The sequence below is a fragment of the Pseudodesulfovibrio aespoeensis Aspo-2 genome, from assembly GCF_000176915.2.
Lineage (GTDB): Bacteria > Desulfobacterota > Desulfovibrionia > Desulfovibrionales > Desulfovibrionaceae > Pseudodesulfovibrio > Pseudodesulfovibrio aespoeensis.
The window spans coordinates 1,984,475-2,000,424 of record NC_014844.1 but is presented as its reverse complement, the minus strand read 5'-3'; the positions used below and the strand labels follow the sequence as shown (position 1 = coordinate 2,000,424).

Genomic DNA, 15,950 nt, shown 5'->3' with positions numbered 1-15,950 from the left:
GACGATGCTGAGCAAGGAGCTCGAAGGCGCATTGACGGCTGCGGTCAACGAGGTCAAGCGGCGCAATCATGAATTCCTGACGCTGGAACACCTGCTCTACGCCATATCCACGGGCGAGCAGGGAGAGGCTATTCTCGAAGCCTGCGGCGCGGAGATGGACAAGCTGCGCGATCAGCTCGGGAGGTTCTTTGTCGAGAACATGGAATCCCTGCCCGAGAACACCGAGACCGAGGTCATCCAGACCCTGGGCGTGCGCCGCGTGCTGCAAAGGGCCGTGTGGCAGAAAAAGGCCTCGGGCAAGAACGTGGTCGAGGTGGGTGACGTGCTGGCCGCCATGTTCGACGAGGAGGATTCCTACGCCGTCTATTTTCTGCGCACCCACGACGTGTCGCGGCTGGACATCCTGGAGTTCATCTCCCACGGCATGTCCGCGGGCGAGGAATGGAACGACCTGGGCGGCGACCGTCGCCCGTCCAAGCCCGAGCCGCTGGACGGCAGGCAGGGCGCCAAGAAGAGCCCCCTTGAGGAATACACGGTCAACCTGACCGACAAGGCCACCCAGGGGCTGATCGACCCGCTCATCGGGCGCGCCGAGGAGCTTGAACGCACGGTGCAGGTGCTCTCGCGCCGCCGCAAGAACAACCCCATCTTTGTGGGCGATCCGGGCGTGGGCAAGACGGCCATGGCCGAAGGGCTGGCCCTGATGATCGTCGAGGGCCATGTTCCGCCCGATTTCCTCAACTCCGAGGTCTATGCCCTGGACATGGGCTCGCTCCTGGCGGGCACCAAGTATCGCGGCGATTTCGAGGCCCGGCTCAAGAGCGTCCTGGCCCAGCTCAAGGCCACCAAGGGGGCCATCCTGTTCGTGGACGAGATTCACACCATCGTCGGTGCGGGCTCGGTCAGCGGCGGCAGCATGGACGCCTCGAACATCCTCAAGCCGCTGCTCCAGTCGGGCGAGATCCGGTGCATCGGCTCCACCACCTTTGAGGAGTACAAGAATCATTTCGAGAAGGACCGCGCCTTGTCGCGCCGGTTCCAGAAGATCGAGATCGCCGAGCCGAGCGTGGACGAGACCATCGCCATCCTCAAGGGGCTCAAGCCCCATTACGAGGACTTCCACGGGGTCAACTACACCCATTTCTCCCTCAAGGCCGCAGCAGAGTTGTCAGACCGCTACATCACCGACCGGCACCTGCCGGACAAGGCCATCGATGTCATGGACGAGGCGGGCGCGCTCTACAAGCTCTCGGCCCGCTCGCGCAAGGGCGACCGCATCAAGGTGGCGGACATCGAGAAGGTCGTGGCCCGCATGGCCCGCATCCCGGCCCGCAGGCTGACCGTGTCCGACCGCTCCCGGCTCCAGCATCTTGAGGACGACCTCAAGTCCGTGGTCTTCGGTCAGGACGAGGCCGTGCGCGCGCTGGCCAGGTCCATCAAGCGGTCGCGTGCGGGCATGCGCCAGTCAGGTCGTCCGGTGGGCTGCTTCCTGCTGACAGGCCCCACGGGCGTGGGCAAGACCGAGTTGGCCCGCCAGCTGGCCAAGGTACTGGGCATCAGCTTTCTGCGCTATGACATGAGCGAATACATGGAAAAGCACGCCGTGGCCCGGCTCATCGGCGCGCCTCCCGGCTATGTCGGCTTTGACCAGGGAGGCCTGCTCACCGAGGGCGTGCGCAAGAAGCCGCACTGCGTGGTGCTTTTTGACGAGATCGAGAAGGCGCACCCGGATGTCTTCAACATCCTGCTCCAGGTCATGGACTACGCCACCCTGACCGACAACAACGGGCGCAAGGCGGATTTCCGCCACGTCATCCTGCTCATGACCTCCAATGCGGGCGCGCGCGAATTGTCCAAGGGGGCCATCGGCTTCCAGCGCGACAAGGATTCGGACCGCAAGGGCGGGGCCATGAAGGCCCTTGAGAAGCTCTTCAGCCCGGAGTTCCGCAACCGGCTCGATTCCATCGTGGCCTTCAAGTCCCTGGAGCAGCCGGTCATGGAGATGATCGTGGACAAGTTCCTCAAGGAGCTGAACGACCAGTTGCAGGACCGGCGCGTGGTGGTCACCCTGACCTCCGAGGTCCGGGCCCGGCTGGCCGAGATGGGCCACGATCCGGACATGGGCGCGCGGCCCATGGGCCGGGTCATCCAGACCGAGATCAAGGATGTCATCGCCGACGAGCTGCTCTTTGGCGAATTGTCCAAGGGCGGGGTTGTCACCGTGTCCCTGGCCAAAAAGCCCGGCAAGTCGGGAAAGAAGGCAAAGCCCGCTCCGGACGGTTCCGGCGAGTTCGCGTTTTCCTTCGACCCCGTGGGGTCAGGGCAGTAGACCGACGGGAATAATGAAATCACGATCCGGGGCGGCGCGAGCCGCCCCGTTTCTTGGGGCGGCATGACCATCTACAGGCTGTTCGAGGAACCCATCTTTCCCGACCCGGAAGAGGCTGAGTCCGACGGGCTGCTGGCCGTGGGCGGCGACCTGAGCCCGCAGCGGCTGCTCACGGCCTACGCCAACACCATCTTTCCCTGGTATGGCGAGGACTCGCCCATCCTTTGGTGGTCCACCAACCCCCGGCTCCTGCTTTATCCCGACCGGTTCCACCTGCCGCGCAGCCTGCGCCAGGTGCTGAACCGGGGCGTCTTCACCTTTTCCATGGACACCGCCTTCGAGGCCGTGATCAGAGCCTGCGCCGCCTCCCCCCGCCCGGAGCAGCGGGGCACCTGGATCGTGCCGGAGATGGTGGATGCCTACATTCGGCTGCATGAGCTTGGTTACGCCCACAGCGTCGAGGCGTGGCGGGACGGCGAGCTGGCGGGCGGGGTGTACGGGGTGTCCATCGGCTCGGCGTTTTTCGGCGAGTCCATGTTTCATACGGTCCCCGACGCCTCCAAGGCGGCCTTTGCCACCCTGGTGGCCCAGCTTGTGCGTTGGGATTTCACCCTGATCGACTGCCAGCAGACCACCCCGCACCTGCAACGGTTCGGGGCTGTCGAGGTACAGCGGTTCCGGTTTCGCGCCCTGCTGCGCGAGGCCATCTCCCACCCTGGCCGCGAGGGGCGCTGGACGCTGGACCCGGTGCTCCCGGCGAGCCGGGACCGCTAATCCTCGGCAATGGGCGGGTGCCGGTTGAGGTCGTAAAACCCCTTGAGCGGGATGTCGAGGGGGTAGCTCGGAATCTTCAGGAATTCGATGAATCCGACGGTCTTGCCCGGCTCGGCCTCGGACAGGCCGCACAGGCGGGCCGGGACCGGGAAGCGCAGCGGCACGGAGCGGATGGCCGCAAGCCTTGTGGAATACTGTGCCTTCAGATAGTCTACGATGCGGTCGCGTTCGGCCTCGGTGAACGCCTCCATGACCACCCGGCGGCCCGCCTCGCCAGGGCCGGGACACTTACCCTCAAGCAGGGTCTCCCAGGGCAGGGACGCCTCGGCGGCCTCGTTCCAGACACATCTGAAGAGGTGCACTTCCACGTTCCGGCGTCCCTTGAAGCTCTTGACGACCATGGACAGGGTGTGGGCATAGGGGGTCGGCGGCGGGGACTGGTGGGTGGCGATGTCGATATCCATGACTTTTCTCCGGTTATGCTATTTTCGGGTATGGTTGATCGTTACGTCTTTTGACGGGTTTCCTCAAGCAGAGCGTGCAGTAATCAGATGCCACGATTCAGACTTGTCAGCGAGTTCACCCCCAAGGGGGACCAGCCGGATGCCATCGACCAGCTCGCGGCGGGCCTTGGGGCCGGGGTGCGCGATCAGGTGCTGCTCGGCGCCACGGGCACGGGCAAGACCTTCACCATGGCCAACGTGGTGGCCCGGCTCGACCGGCCCGCCCTGGTCCTGGCCCCCAACAAGACCCTGGCCGCCCAGCTCTATACCGAGTTCCGGGGGTTGTTCCCGGACAACGCGGTGGAGTATTTCGTCAGCTATTACGATTACTACCAGCCGGAAGCCTACCTGCCGCACTCGGATGTCTACATCGAGAAGGATTCGTCCATCAACGACGACATCGACAAGCTGCGCCACGCGGCCACCCATGCGCTGTTGACGCGGCGCGATGTGCTCATCGTGGCCTCGGTCTCCTGCATCTACGGCCTGGGATCGCCCGATTTCTACGCCAAGATGGTCATCCCGGTGGAGGAGGGGCAGGCCATGACCATGGAGTCGCTCCTCGGGCGGCTGGTGGAGATCCACTACGAGCGCAACGACTACGACTTTCATCGCGGCACCTTCCGGGTGCGCGGCGACGTGGTGGAGATCATCCCGGCCTACAGCCGCGAGAAGGCCCTGCGCATAGAGTTCTTCGGCGACGAGATAGAATCCCTGTCCGAGACCGACCCCCTGACCGGCGAGGTCCGGGACCGGCTGCGCAAGACGGTCATCTACCCCGGCAGCCACTTTGTCTCGGACCGCGACAACCTGGACCGGGCCGCACGCGACATCCGCGACGAGCTGCAACGGCGGCTGGCCGAGTTCAAGGCCGGGAACCGACTGGTGGAGGCCCAGCGGCTGGAGCAGCGGACCATGTATGATCTCGAAATCATCGAGGAGCTTGGCTACTGCAACGGCATCGAGAACTACTCGCGCCATCTGGACGGGCGCAGCAAGGACCAGCCCCCGGCCACGCTGCTTGATTATTTCCCCAAGGATTTCATTTTGTTCGTGGATGAGTCGCACATCGCCCTGCCGCAGGTGGGCGGCATGTTCAAGGGCGACCGCTCGCGCAAGACCACGCTGGTGGATTTCGGCTTCCGCCTGCCCTCGGCCCTGGACAACCGCCCCCTCAACTATGAGGAGTTCCAGGCGCGCATCGGGCAGGCGGTCTATGTCTCGGCCACGCCCGGACACCTGGAGCTCGATCTCGCCCAGGGCGTGGTGGTGGAGCAGATCATCCGGCCCACCGGCCTGCTCGACCCCGTGATCGAGGTGCGCAAGGTGCAGGGGCAGATTGACGACCTGCTCACGGAATGCAAGAAGAGGCAGGCGCGCGACGAGCGGGTGCTGGTCACCACCCTGACCAAGCGCATGGCCGAGGACCTTAACGAATACCTCAATTCCATGGGCGTGCCCTCGCGCTACCTGCACTCGGATATCGACACACTGGAGCGCATGGCCATTATCCAGGCCCTGCGCGCGGGCGAGTTCTTCGTGCTGGTGGGCATCAACCTGCTGCGCGAGGGGCTGGACATACCCGAGGTCTCGCTGGTGACCATCCTGGACGCGGACAAGGAGGGCTTCCTGCGCTCTGCCCGTTCGCTCATCCAGACCTTTGGCCGGGCCGCGCGCAACGTGGACGGTAGGGTGGTCCTCTACGCCGATGGTATCACCCGCTCCATGGCCGAGGCCATGGACGAGACGGCCCGGCGGCGCGAGCGGCAGCAGGCGCACAACGAGGCGCACGGGATCACCCCGACCACCATCCGCAAGGAGATGGGCAACCTCTTTGCGGACAAGAGCGAGGCCCGGCCCCAGGGAGCTGGCAGGCTCCCGGCCATCGAGGGAGTCCCTGCCGGGACCAGCGTCAAGGAGATGCACACGCTGGTCAAGCAGCTCGAACGGCAGATGCGCGAGGCGGCCCGTGAGCTGGAATTCGAGCGGGCCGCGGCGCTACGCGACCGGGTGGCCCTGATCCGCGGGCGCATTCTTGAGCTGGGGTAGGGGACTCTCATTCATCATGTTTGATTGTTTAATCTTTTAGGGCGAACAGAATTATGGCTTCTTCTGAAATCATCGACCGCGCGGCCTGGCTGCGGGAACGCATCGAACATCACAACCATCGTTACTATGTGCTCGACGACCCGGAGATATCCGACGCCGAATACGACGCATTGTTTCGCGAACTGGCGGCTCTTGAAGCGGCCCACCCGGAGCTGGACGACGCCAATTCGCCCACCCGGCGCGTGGGCGGCGAGCCTGCCGTGGGGTTCACGCCCTACGAGCATGCCCTGCGCATGTACAGCCTGGACAACGCCATGGCCCTTGACGAGTGGTTTGCCTTTGCCGAGCGGGTGTCCAAGGGGCTTGGCCGCAGCGAGGTGGCCTACTGGACCGACCCCAAGATGGACGGCCTGGCCGTGGAGGTCATCTACGAGGCCGGGCGGTTGGTCCGGGCGGCCACGCGCGGCGACGGCCATATTGGCGAGGATGTGACCCATAGCATGCGCACGGTCATGAACCTGCCCCTGGTCCTGCGCGGCCCCGACGTGCCGGATCTGCTTGAGGTGCGTGGCGAGGTGGTCATGTCCAATGCGGATTTCGCGGCCATGAACCAACGCCGCCGCGAGGCGGGCGAAAAGGTCTTTGCCAACCCGCGCAACGGCGCGGCAGGGGCCGTGCGCCAGCTCGATCCCAAGGTGGCCGCCTCGCGCCCGCTGCGTTTTCTGGCCTATGGCGTGGGGCGCGTGCAGTGGGGGTCGCCGCTCTTTGCCTGGACCAGCCAGCACGAGATCATGGCCGGGTTGGCCCGGCTCGGCTTCGCCGTCCCGCCCGAGGCCAAGCTGTGCGGCTCGGCCAGCGAGGTGGCGGACTATTTCACCCGGCTCATGGAGCTTCGGGCCGGGCTGCCCTATGAGATCGACGGCGTGGTGGCCAAGGTGGACAACCTGGAGATGCAGCGCGCCCTGGGCTTCACCTCGCGTGCGCCGCGCTGGGCGCTGGCCCTCAAGTTTCCGGCCCATCAGGCCCGGACCATGCTGCGCGACATCCGCATCCAGGTGGGCCGCACCGGCGTGCTCACCCCGGTGGCCGAGCTGGAGCCGGTGCCCCTGGCGGGCGTGATCGTGTCCAACGCCACCCTGCACAACAAGGGGTATATTGCCGAGCGCGATTTCCGCATCGGGGATACCGTGCTCATCCAGCGGGCGGGCGATGTCATCCCCCAGGTGCTCTCGGTCGATGTCGGGCAGCGGCCAGAGTCGGCCACGCCCTACGAGTTTCCGGCCATCTGTCCGGTCTGCGGGGGCGAGGCCCGCGAGGACGGCGAGGCCGTGCGCTGCACCAATCCCACCTGCCCGGCCAAGACCGTGCAGCGCATCATCCATTTCGTGTCCAAGGCCGGGCTGGACATGGAGGGCGTGGGCCGCACCTGGGTGCGTCGGCTGGCCGAGGACGGCGTGCTGGAGACTCCCGCCGATCTCTTCACCCTCGATAAGACCGCGCTGCTGCGGTATGAAGGCATGGGCGACAAGTCCGCCGACAAGTTTATCGAGGCCATTGACCGGGCGCGCCGGACAGCCCCGCTGTGGCGGCTCATCGCGGGCCTGGGCATCCGTCATGTGGGCGAGCAGACGGCCCGGACCCTGGCCGCCAGATACCGCGATCTCGACGCCCTGGCCCAGGCCGACCGCGACGAGCTTCTGGCCCTGGACGATGTCGGCCCGGTGGTGGCCGAGAGTGTTCATTTTTTCTTCAGGAGCGAGGAGACCCGCAGCCTGTTGCAGCGGTTTCGCGAGGCGGATTTCTGGCCCCTGGGGGGCCAGACGGCGGCCAACGTGGCCGATGCGGCCGGAAACGCGCCGCTGGCGGGCAAGGTGTTCATCTTCACCGGCAGCCTGCCGGGCATGACCCGCGATCAGGCAAAGCTGCTGGTGGAGGAGCGGGGCGGCGCGGCTGTGCCGTCCATATCCAAGAAGGTGGACTACGTGGTGGCGGGCGACAAGGCGGGCTCCAAGATCGCCAAGGCCGAGAAACTGGGGCTCACGGTCATTGACTTTGACGGGTTCATGGAATTACTCCAGGGACAGGACTGATCTTGCAACACGATACAAGGAGAGGCGCGATGGCTACCAATGTTGTCATTCTGGGCGCAAAGGGCCGCATGGGCAACACCCTGGTCAACATGGCCCTGGCGGATGAGGAACTGAATCTCGTGGGCGCGTGCGAGCGCGAGGGCAACGCCAGCGGTCTGGACTACGAGGGGTGCCATGCCTCGGACTGCCTGGATGAGCTGCTGCCCCAGGTGCCGGGCGCGGTGGTGGTCGATTTCACTGTTCCGGTCACCTCTGTGGCCATGGCGAAAATTGCGGCCCGGTTCGGCAACCCGGTGGTCATCGGCACCACCGGCCTGGACAAGACCCAGCAGGCCGAGCTGGCGGAAACGGCCAAACGCGTGCCGCTCTTCTGGGCGCCCAACATGTCCGTGGGCGTCAATGTCCTGCTCAAGGTGCTGCCCGCCCTGGTCCAGCTGCTCGGCCCGGACTACGACATGGAGATGGTGGAGACCCACCACAAGATGAAGAAGGACTCGCCCAGCGGCACGGCCCTCAAGCTGGCCCAGTGTTTGGCCGAGGCGCGCGGCTGGGACTACGACGAGGTCAAGCGGCACTGCCGCGACGGCATCATCGGCGAGCGGCCCGCCAGGGAGATCGGCGTGCAGACCCTGCGCGGCGGCGACGTGTTCGGCGACCACACCATGTATTTCTTCGGCCCCGGCGAGCGCATCGAGATCACCCACCGCGCCCACTCGCGCGACACCTTTGCCACCGGTGCCCTGCGCGCCGCCAAATGGCTGGCCGGGCAAAAGCCCGGCAGACTCTACACCATGGCTGACATTTTGTAGTTGGTCAGGAGTTTTCGGAATCGTCAGGGGGAGCCTTTGGAAGGAGGCTCCTTTTTTTGTTTGTTCGTGATTTTGTTTGTGCTTGCTTGTGTGACTATCAACGACGCGAAGCATTCTTTGCACACCATGTCGGCAGAAAAAAGATTTCCCTCAGTGTGCGTGTGTGTTATTTAGTCACCAAAAAGAAGGGTATGCTATGTATTACGCCGTAATTGGTTTCGATTCAAATGCTTGGTTTAAGCAAGAGACAGCCGAAATTGAATATCAAGGCTGTCAGCTACAGATAGTAAGAGAGAAGATGGAAGAACGTGAGGATGGGAGAAATCCAATTCCCATCTCTAATCAACTCATTATTCCTACAAGCGGAGATGCTGAGTATAGGTCTCATGAAATAGGGTTGGTTTTTTTAAGCGAGTTGTCTTGGTTATATGGCATTTCAATTTATTCAGTTGAACATGGTGGTGGCACGGTCCCCGTTCGTTACCTGACGAAGTTTGCAGGGCATCGCGGTGGACGGATAGTGGTAGATTTAAACTAGGGGCTGTGCCAGATAACTAGCCCATATACCTTCTAACCCACTGTTTCAGCTGTTTAAACTGACTTCGCGGATTGCTGTTATTAAAACGCCACTCGCATTCCTTTAAAAACAGAGAAAAATGCTTGGTTGGAATGCCGTTGAATTTCCTCATATGGCGTTTGGCCTGGTTCCAAAAATTCTCGATTCCATTGATGTGGTTGTGGCTATCTGCAAACAGCTTCGAGTGGTTGATTCGGAAGTGTTTGAATGCTGACACATCGAGGACATTGTAGCCATACCAGCAGTCCGAGTAAACCACACTGTCTGGCTGGATTCTTTCCTGAATAATGGGAAGCAAGGTTTTACCTTTTGCATCAGGAATCACCTGTGTATATACCTTCCCACCCCTTTTAAGGATTCCAAAAACAGGAACCTTACCAGCCGCCCCACGTCCTCTTTTGCCCTTTCGCTTGCCACCGAAGTAGCTTTCATCGACCTCAAATTCGCCAAAATCCATCCCTTCACAGGACTCTTCTTCCGCTATGATTTCCCGGAGCCGGTGAAAGTAATAGGCGGCTGTTTTGACGTTCACACCAACCAGATCAGCAGCACAACGAGCTGTCGTGCCGGCAACAAAATGTTCGATTAAACGAAGCTGCTTGTCCTTGCTCAAACGACTTTTTCGCATTGCCATACTGATAACCCAGAGGAGTTATCTGGTACAGCCCCTTAAACTATTACAAGCCAATGGAATTGAACGATAAGCAGCGACTTGCTGTCGGGCTTTACAGGGAAGGGCGAAGCAATAACAGTATTTTTTTTAAGTTCTTGGGGTTATTTAAGATACTTGAAATTCAAATGAATGGAGACCAACGTCAGCGATGGCTTAGGGAATACTTGGCGGACAAATGGCAGGGGTTTTCGTTTAAAGGGAAATATGAATATGTCCCCAGAGATCCGGATGATCTTCAATTTTTTATATACAAATATGGACGATGCGCCGTAGCTCATGCCAATAGAGAGCCTACGGTAGATATCCACAGTCTATTGGATTATCGCGTTATTGGCGTCTGCTACAATGTGATTAAACAAGCTGTAGAGTACTATATGGTGGAAGAATTGGGCATCCCTACGCTTTTGCATTACTAAGATAAAAAAAGATAAGGCGTTATATGCTAAGTGGAGGCTGTCAGCTCAGGTCTTCCTGCTGGCTCACGAAAATTTGTAAAAATTGACAATGTACTTTTTGCTCCCCCCAACCACCTCACAATATCGGCGACAACAGCCGGGCGAACTTGATCACGGTCTGGTAGGCCATGCTCTTGTGCAGGTATTCGTCGGTGCCGGTCTCCACGGCGGTGTCGAAGTCGGCCAGGAGCATGCGCTCGATCTGGGCGCAGAAGCTTTTGTCCTCGATGAGCATGGTCATCTCGAAATTAAGGCGGAACGAGCGGTTGTCGAGGTTGGCCGTGCCCACGGCGGCCAGTTGGTCGTCCACCAGGAAGACCTTCTGGTGCAGGAACCCCTTGGTGTAGCGGTAGACGCGGATGCCGGGCACGCTGTTCAGGTCGTGCAGGCTGGAGAATCCCGCCAGATAGACCAGCAGGTGGTCCGCCTTTTCCGGCAGCAGGATGCGCACGTCCACCCCGCGCATGGCCGCCAGTTGCAGCGCCTTGGTCACCGCGCTGTCCGGCACGTAGTAGGGGCTGGCGATCCAGAACCGTTTTTTGGACGCATTGATGGCCCGGATGAACATGAGGGAGCAGGACTCCAGCTCGTCCACCGGGCCGGAGGCCAGGGTCAGCACATCGGAGTTGCCCGCGGACTTGGGCATGGTCATGTCGAGGTCGTAGAGTTCGCGCGTGGCCCAGTACCAGTCCTTGGTGAAGCTCAGGCGGATGCCGAGCACAGCCGGGCCGGTGATGCGCAGGTGGGTGTCGCGCCAGTGGCCGAGCTTCTTGGACAGGCCGAGGTATTCGTCGCCCACGTTGTGGCCGCCCACAAAGGCGGTGTGGCCGTCGATGATGACGATCTTGCGGTGGTTGCGGAAGTTGAGCTGGAAGCGGTTGCCCCGGCCTTTGGTGGTGTGGAAGGGGCGCACGTCGATGCCCGCGTCGGTCATGGACCGCCAGAACCTGGCGGGCGTGGTGTGGCAGCCGACCTCGTCGTAGAGGAACTTGATGCGCACGCCCTGGGCCGCCTTCTTGAGCAGCAGATCGCGCAGGCGGATGCCCAGTTCGTCCTCGCGGACGATGAAGAACTGGATGAGGAGGTAGTTTTTGGCAGCCTCGATGCCGTTGAATATGGCCTCGAAGGTGGTCTGGCCGTCCACCAGCAATTCCAGGTCGTTGCCGCCCACAAAGGGGATTCCGGCCAGGGTCTCGAACGAGCAGCGGGGCGCATGGGGCTGGTTGCGTTCGGACAGGGCCTTGACCTTGGGCAGGTCGTGCCGGTCCTTGACCATCTCCCTGAATTGCCGCTCGCCGGTGCGCATGGCGTCCACGTAGCCGTGGAATTTGCTGCGCCCGAATATCCAGTACAGCGGCAGGGTGACCAGGGGAAAGGTGACCAGGGAGATGGCCCAGGCTATGGAACCCTGCGGGGTGCGCGTGTCGCGCACGGCCATGATGGCCGTGATGATGGCCAGGATCTCGGCGCAGGTGTAGAACAGGCTGAAAAAGGCGAGCATGAATTGGATGTCGGCGGATTCCATGTGTCATGGGTAGCAGGTTTTTGTGCAAAGAGGAATCCGCGCCCTTGCCCCTGACGGAGAATTGTGGTCTGCATGCGCGGTGCCAGAAACTGCGCGATGTGAGAAACTGCGTGATGTGGAAACAGGTGCGATGCGCGAATTGAACCCCAAAGAGCATCCCTTTGTGGCGACCCCCAACCGGGCCCTTGTCCGATTGGCCCTGCCGGTGCTTTTCTCCCTGGTGGCCGAGCCGCTGACCGGGCTGGCCGACACCGCCTTCGTGGCCCGGATGCCCGGCTCCGAGCCTGTGGCCGCGCTGGGCATCGGCACCGTGGCCTTCTCGTCCATCTTCTGGGCCTTCACCTTTCTTGGCATCGGCACCCAGACCGAGGTGGCCCAGGCCCTTGGCCGAGGCGATCGCGGTCATGCGGCCAGGGTGGCCTCGCTGGCCGCCTTCATGGCGGGCTGCATCGGCGTGTGTCTGATGGCCGGGTCCATCCCGTTTCTCGATCTGTTTGCCGGGTTGCTGGGCGCCAAGGGCGATGTGGTGGACTATTCGCGCCAGTACATGTTCTACCGGCTGCTGGGCGCGCCCGCCGTGCTCGTCTGCCTGACCTGTTTCGGGGCGCTGCGAGGGGTGCAGGACATGCGCACGCCGCTGCTGGTGGCCGTGGGTATCAATGTGCTCAACATCCTGCTCGACTGGCTGCTGGTCTTTGGCGCCGGGCCGGTGCCGCCCATGGGCGTGGCCGGGGCGGCCATAGCCAGCACCATCAGCCAGTACGCCGGGGCGGCCTGGGCCCTGGCCGCCGTGTCGACCCGGCTGGGGCTGACGCGCCGGGTGCGTGGCGCGGGCGCGGCCAAGCTCGTGCGCATCGGTGGCGATCTCTTTGTGCGCACGGGCGTGCTCCTGGTCTTCCTGGCCCTGTGCACCAGGGTGGCCAACAAGGCCGGGGCCGACCAGGGCGCGGCCTATCAGGCCATCCGCCAGTTCTTCATCTTCACCGCCATGTTTCTCGATGCCTTTGCCATCACCGGCCAGAGCCTCGTGGGCTATTTCATCGGCGCGGGCGACCTTGCGCTGGCGCGCCGCGTGGCCGGGCGTGTCTGTCTGTGGAGTCTCGGCACCGGGCTGGCCCTGGCCTGCGCCATGCTCCTGGGCGAGGCCACCGTGGCCTGGCTGCTGGTGCCGCCTGCGGCGATAGGCGTGTTCGGCCCGGCCTGGATAGTGGTCTCCCTGATGCAGCCCGTGGGCGCGCTCTCCTTTGCCACGGACGGCATCCACTGGGGCACAGGGGATTTTCGCTATCTCAGGAACGCCATGGTCGTGGCCTCGGTGCTCTGCGGGGGGATCGTCTGGTCTTTCGAACTGGTGCAGCCGCCGCATGTGCTGGTCGCCATCTGGCTGGTCTCGGCATTGTGGACGCTCCTGCGGGCCGGGTTCGGTCTGGTCCGCATCTGGCCGGGCATGGGCAGCGCGCCCCTTGGACGCAACGCGCGGTAGCCTCGCCCGGACGGGCGGTTCAGGGTTTCGTCACCAAAACAACACGGTATAACCCTTGTGTTTGCTCTTAAGGAAACGTAGACATTGGCGTAAGGAATTCAACACCACCCATGCATATCCCCATAGACCCGGTGCGCTTCGCACCCCTGACGGCCTGCCTGTTCAAGGCATGGATCCGCTCCATGCGTTTCACCATCAGCCCCAACCTGGACCGGGTTCTGGCTCTCCACGCGAGCGGTCAGCGGCTGGTCATCGCCCTGTGGCATGACGAGTTGTTTCCCATCGCCGGATACGGCTGCGTCAACATAGCTGGCCTGATGGGCATTGTCAGCCCCAGCAAGGACGGGCAGTTCGTGGCCAGCCTCATGGAGAGCCTGGGCCAGACCACGGTGCGTGGCTCAAGCTCCAGGGGCGGCATGCGCGCGCTGCTTGAGGCCAGGCGCGTCATGGACAGCGAGAACCGGATGGCCGTCTTTGCCGTGGACGGTCCCCGCGGGCCGCGTCACGAGCCCAAGGACGGGGTCGTCTTCCTGGCCCAACACGCCAAGGCCATGATCGTGCCCATCCGCGCCTTTTCGGACCGGGCCAAGGTGTTCGACAATGCGTGGGACAGGTTCCAGCTTCCCTATCCCTTCTCCCGCTGCCGGATGGCGGTGGGCGACCCCTATTCGGTGACGCCGGAAAAGCTGGATGCGGCTGCGTTGGCCATGGAAAGGGCCAGACTGAAGGAAAGGCTCGACGCCCTCGCGTGAAGTGGGCCGGCCTGGGATGCGGTGATGCCGATCAGTGCTCGGCCAGATAGTTGAACATGAAGGCGTAGGCGCGGCGCATCTCTGTTTCGAGATCGCGCAGATGGGTCCGGGCCGCGTCCATGTCCGACGCCTTGGAGGCGTTTTCGAGCAGCAGGCAACAGTCGCGCACGCGCTCCACGCCCATGGTGGCCGCGCCGCCCTTGAGGGCGTGGGCCAGATGGCGCAGCTTTTCGACATCGCGCGTTTCCAGGGCGTCCCGGATCGCTTCGAGGCGTTTTGGCTCCTGGGAGATGAAGACCGTGAACATCCGCTTGAGAAACGGTGTTTTCCCGGCCATGGATTCCAGGAATTTCGGGTTGATGGCAGCAATGCCTGTTGTGCCCATGGCTGTTTCCTATCCCTTGACGCAGATCAGGGGGTGTGTCCTTGCCACGGGGACGGCCAATCCGGCCCCGGCGGCGCTGGCTATGACTTCATCTATATCCTTATACGCCCCTGGCGCTTCCTCGGCAATACCCCGATCAGAAAAAGTGCGGATGAAAATCCCATGGTGCTGCAGGGTGTCCACTACGTCGCGTCCCTTGAAACGGCGTCTGGCCTCGGTGCGGCTCAGGCTCCGGCCCGCGCCGTGGCAGGCCGAGGCAAAGCTCCGGGCCTCGCCCTCGGCGGTTCCGGCCAGGATGTAGGAGGCGGTGCCCATGGAGCCGCCCACCAGCACGGGCTGGCCCGTGGCGCGCAGTGTGTCCGGCAGCTCAGGGTGGCCGGGGCCAAGAGCGCGGGTGGCCCCCTTGCGGTGCACGAAAAGGGTCTGCTCCTTGCCCTCGGCCAGATGGCGCTCGGCCCGGCAGGTGTTGTGGGACACATCGTAGAGCAGGTCGAGGCGGGCCGCGGGGAAGAGGTCGGCAAAGACCCCGCGCACCAGGTGGGTGATCACCTGCCGGTTGGCCAGGGCGCAGTTGATGCCTGCCCGCATGGCGCCGAGGTAGCGGCGGCCCGGCTCCGAATCAATGGGCGCGCAGACCAGCTCGCGGTCCGGCACCGGCAGGTACGGGTTGGGCGCGGCGGCCTTGCCCTTGCGCCGCGCCTTGGAGCCCGGAGCCAGCTCGTCGATGAAGTCCTGCCCGATCTGGTGGCCCAGCCCGCGTGAGCCGCAGTGGATGGAGATCACGGCGTCGCCTTCTCTCAGGCCAAAGGCCGCGCCCTTGTCGGCGTCAAGAATCCTTTCGATCCATTGCACTTCAAGATAGTGGTTGCCTCCCCCCAGGGTGCCGAGCTGGTCGCGCATGCGCTCACGGGCGCGCGGCGAGACGTGGCCGGGCATGGCTCCTGGCATGCGGCCATGGTCCTCGATGCGGGCGAGGTCGGCTGGCAGGCCGTACCCACGGCCCACTGCCCAGGCTGCGCCGCCTTCGAGCATCTGCGCCATTTCGTCGCCTTTGAGGATGATCCTGCCGCCCTGGCCCACCCCGGAGGGGACGGCGTGGAACAGGGCGTCGGCCAACGCCTCGCGCCGGGCCAGGATGTCGTCGCGGGTCAGCCCGGTGAGCAGGGTGCGCACCCCGCAGGCGATGTCGAACCCCACCCCGCCCATGGAGACCACGCCGCCCCTGGCCGGGTCAAAGGCGGCCACCCCGCCGATGGGGAATCCGTACCCGGAGTGGGCGTCCGGCATGGCCATGGCCGCCCTGACGATGCCCGGCAGGCAGGCCACGTTGCGCAGTTGGGTCAGGGCCTGATCCTCCATGGCCCGCACCAGCTCAAGGCTGCCATAGACAATGGCCGGGACGCGCATGTCGCCGGTCATGGGCAGATGCCACTGGAAGTCGTCGTGCCGGATCAGGCCGTGCAAGGTCATGTTGATCTCCTGTCTGTGCGTGAAGCGGGAGCATACCCCGGAGAGGGGAGAGGGTAAAGCGCCGGGCGAAAAAAAA

General features: G+C 63.3%; 14 protein-coding genes. 9 read left to right on the top strand and 5 right to left on the bottom strand.

The window, feature by feature from the left end; all coding sequences use genetic code 11:
* Positions 1 to 4: 4 nt before the first annotated feature.
* Complete coding sequence (clpA, locus tag DAES_RS09085; RefSeq protein ID WP_083808695.1) at positions 5 to 2,329, top strand: ATP-dependent Clp protease ATP-binding subunit ClpA; 2,325 nt, start codon at positions 5 to 7, stop codon at positions 2,327 to 2,329.
* A gap of 63 nt (positions 2,330 to 2,392) precedes the next feature.
* Positions 2,393 to 3,103 (top strand): leucyl/phenylalanyl-tRNA--protein transferase, encoded by a 711-nt coding sequence (gene aat, locus DAES_RS09080; RefSeq protein WP_013514737.1) that lies wholly within the window; start codon positions 2,393 to 2,395, stop codon positions 3,101 to 3,103.
* Here aat and DAES_RS09075 read toward each other — a convergent pair.
* The gene (locus DAES_RS09075; protein ID WP_013514736.1) at positions 3,100 to 3,567 is read right to left on the bottom strand and encodes a hypothetical protein; all 468 of its coding nucleotides are present in this window, start codon (positions 3,565 to 3,567) and stop codon (positions 3,100 to 3,102) included. The genes aat and DAES_RS09075 overlap by 4 nt on opposite strands.
* Before the next feature lie 87 nt (positions 3,568 to 3,654).
* Here DAES_RS09075 and uvrB point away from each other — a divergent pair, with 87 nt between their 5' ends.
* From uvrB to DAES_RS17610, 4 genes are all read left to right on the top strand, one after another.
* Positions 3,655 to 5,655 (top strand): excinuclease ABC subunit UvrB, encoded by a 2,001-nt coding sequence (gene uvrB / locus DAES_RS09070; protein ID WP_013514735.1) that lies wholly within the window; start codon positions 3,655 to 3,657, stop codon positions 5,653 to 5,655.
* Between the two features lie 53 nt (positions 5,656 to 5,708).
* Complete coding sequence (gene ligA / locus DAES_RS09065; protein WP_013514734.1) at positions 5,709 to 7,745, top strand: NAD-dependent DNA ligase LigA; 2,037 nt, start codon at positions 5,709 to 5,711, stop codon at positions 7,743 to 7,745.
* Between the two features lie 29 nt (positions 7,746 to 7,774).
* On the top strand, positions 7,775 to 8,554 hold the full coding sequence (dapB, locus tag DAES_RS09060; RefSeq protein WP_013514733.1) for a 4-hydroxy-tetrahydrodipicolinate reductase: 780 nt from the start codon (positions 7,775 to 7,777) through the stop codon (positions 8,552 to 8,554).
* Positions 8,555 to 8,750: 196 nt separating this feature from the next.
* A complete protein-coding gene (locus tag DAES_RS17610) occupies positions 8,751 to 9,092 on the top strand; it encodes a hypothetical protein (protein ID WP_157864832.1) in 342 nt (113 codons plus the stop codon).
* Between the two features lie 16 nt (positions 9,093 to 9,108).
* Here the strand turns inward: DAES_RS17610 and DAES_RS09055 are convergent, their stop codons facing one another.
* Entirely contained in the window at positions 9,109 to 9,759 is a 651-nt protein-coding gene (locus DAES_RS09055; protein WP_013513076.1) for an IS1595 family transposase, read from the bottom strand.
* A gap of 59 nt (positions 9,760 to 9,818) precedes the next feature.
* On the opposite strand from DAES_RS09055, the gene mauJ reads away from it, so the two are divergent.
* Positions 9,819 to 10,220 carry a methylamine utilization protein MauJ gene (mauJ, locus tag DAES_RS17605; RefSeq protein WP_157864831.1) on the top strand — a complete coding sequence of 134 codons (402 nt, stop codon included), beginning with the start codon at positions 9,819 to 9,821 and terminating at the stop codon, positions 10,218 to 10,220.
* 115 nt (positions 10,221 to 10,335) lie between these two features.
* On the opposite strand, the gene cls is transcribed toward mauJ, so the two are convergent.
* Positions 10,336 to 11,784, bottom strand: coding sequence for a cardiolipin synthase (gene cls / locus DAES_RS09050; RefSeq protein ID WP_013514732.1), 1,449 nt, complete (start codon positions 11,782 to 11,784; stop codon positions 10,336 to 10,338).
* Positions 11,785 to 11,914: 130 nt separating this feature from the next.
* Between cls and DAES_RS09045 the strand changes: the two genes are divergently transcribed.
* Together DAES_RS09045 and DAES_RS09040 are read left to right on the top strand one after the other, a co-directional pair.
* On the top strand, positions 11,915 to 13,267 hold the full coding sequence (locus DAES_RS09045) for an MATE family efflux transporter (RefSeq protein ID WP_013514731.1): 1,353 nt from the start codon (positions 11,915 to 11,917) through the stop codon (positions 13,265 to 13,267).
* A gap of 110 nt (positions 13,268 to 13,377) precedes the next feature.
* Positions 13,378 to 14,019, top strand: a complete 642-nt coding sequence (locus DAES_RS09040; RefSeq protein ID WP_013514730.1) for a lysophospholipid acyltransferase family protein — start codon at positions 13,378 to 13,380, stop codon at positions 14,017 to 14,019.
* Between the two features lie 31 nt (positions 14,020 to 14,050).
* Here DAES_RS09040 and DAES_RS09035 read toward each other — a convergent pair whose 3' ends face one another.
* Together DAES_RS09035 and DAES_RS09030 are read right to left on the bottom strand one after the other, a co-directional pair.
* On the bottom strand, positions 14,051 to 14,404 hold the full coding sequence (locus DAES_RS09035) for an Hpt domain-containing protein (protein WP_013514729.1): 354 nt from the start codon (positions 14,402 to 14,404) through the stop codon (positions 14,051 to 14,053).
* A gap of 9 nt (positions 14,405 to 14,413) precedes the next feature.
* Positions 14,414 to 15,874 (bottom strand): RtcB family protein, encoded by a 1,461-nt coding sequence (locus DAES_RS09030; protein ID WP_013514728.1) that lies wholly within the window; start codon positions 15,872 to 15,874, stop codon positions 14,414 to 14,416.
* Between the last annotated feature and the right edge of the window lie 76 nt (positions 15,875 to 15,950).

Bases quoted from the DNA above. Each gene is read 5' to 3' on its own strand.
- clpA (WP_083808695.1), top strand. From the start codon at position 5: ATGCTGAGCAAGGAGCTCGAAGGCGCATTGACGGCTGCGGTCAACGAG.
- aat (WP_013514737.1), top strand. From the start codon at position 2,393: ATGACCATCTACAGGCTGTTCGAGGAACCCATCTTTCCCGACCCGGAA.
- DAES_RS09075 (WP_013514736.1), bottom strand. From the start codon at position 3,567: ATGGATATCGACATCGCCACCCACCAGTCCCCGCCGCCGACCCCCTAT.
- uvrB (WP_013514735.1), top strand. From the start codon at position 3,655: ATGCCACGATTCAGACTTGTCAGCGAGTTCACCCCCAAGGGGGACCAG.
- ligA (WP_013514734.1), top strand. From the start codon at position 5,709: ATGGCTTCTTCTGAAATCATCGACCGCGCGGCCTGGCTGCGGGAACGC.
- dapB (WP_013514733.1), top strand. From the start codon at position 7,775: ATGGCTACCAATGTTGTCATTCTGGGCGCAAAGGGCCGCATGGGCAAC.
- DAES_RS17610 (WP_157864832.1), top strand. From the start codon at position 8,751: ATGTATTACGCCGTAATTGGTTTCGATTCAAATGCTTGGTTTAAGCAA.
- DAES_RS09055 (WP_013513076.1), bottom strand. From the start codon at position 9,759: ATGCGAAAAAGTCGTTTGAGCAAGGACAAGCAGCTTCGTTTAATCGAA.
- mauJ (WP_157864831.1), top strand. From the start codon at position 9,819: ATGGAATTGAACGATAAGCAGCGACTTGCTGTCGGGCTTTACAGGGAA.
- cls (WP_013514732.1), bottom strand. From the start codon at position 11,784: ATGGAATCCGCCGACATCCAATTCATGCTCGCCTTTTTCAGCCTGTTC.
- DAES_RS09045 (WP_013514731.1), top strand. From the start codon at position 11,915: ATGCGCGAATTGAACCCCAAAGAGCATCCCTTTGTGGCGACCCCCAAC.
- DAES_RS09040 (WP_013514730.1), top strand. From the start codon at position 13,378: ATGCATATCCCCATAGACCCGGTGCGCTTCGCACCCCTGACGGCCTGC.
- DAES_RS09035 (WP_013514729.1), bottom strand. From the start codon at position 14,404: ATGGGCACAACAGGCATTGCTGCCATCAACCCGAAATTCCTGGAATCC.
- DAES_RS09030 (WP_013514728.1), bottom strand. From the start codon at position 15,874: ATGACCTTGCACGGCCTGATCCGGCACGACGACTTCCAGTGGCATCTG.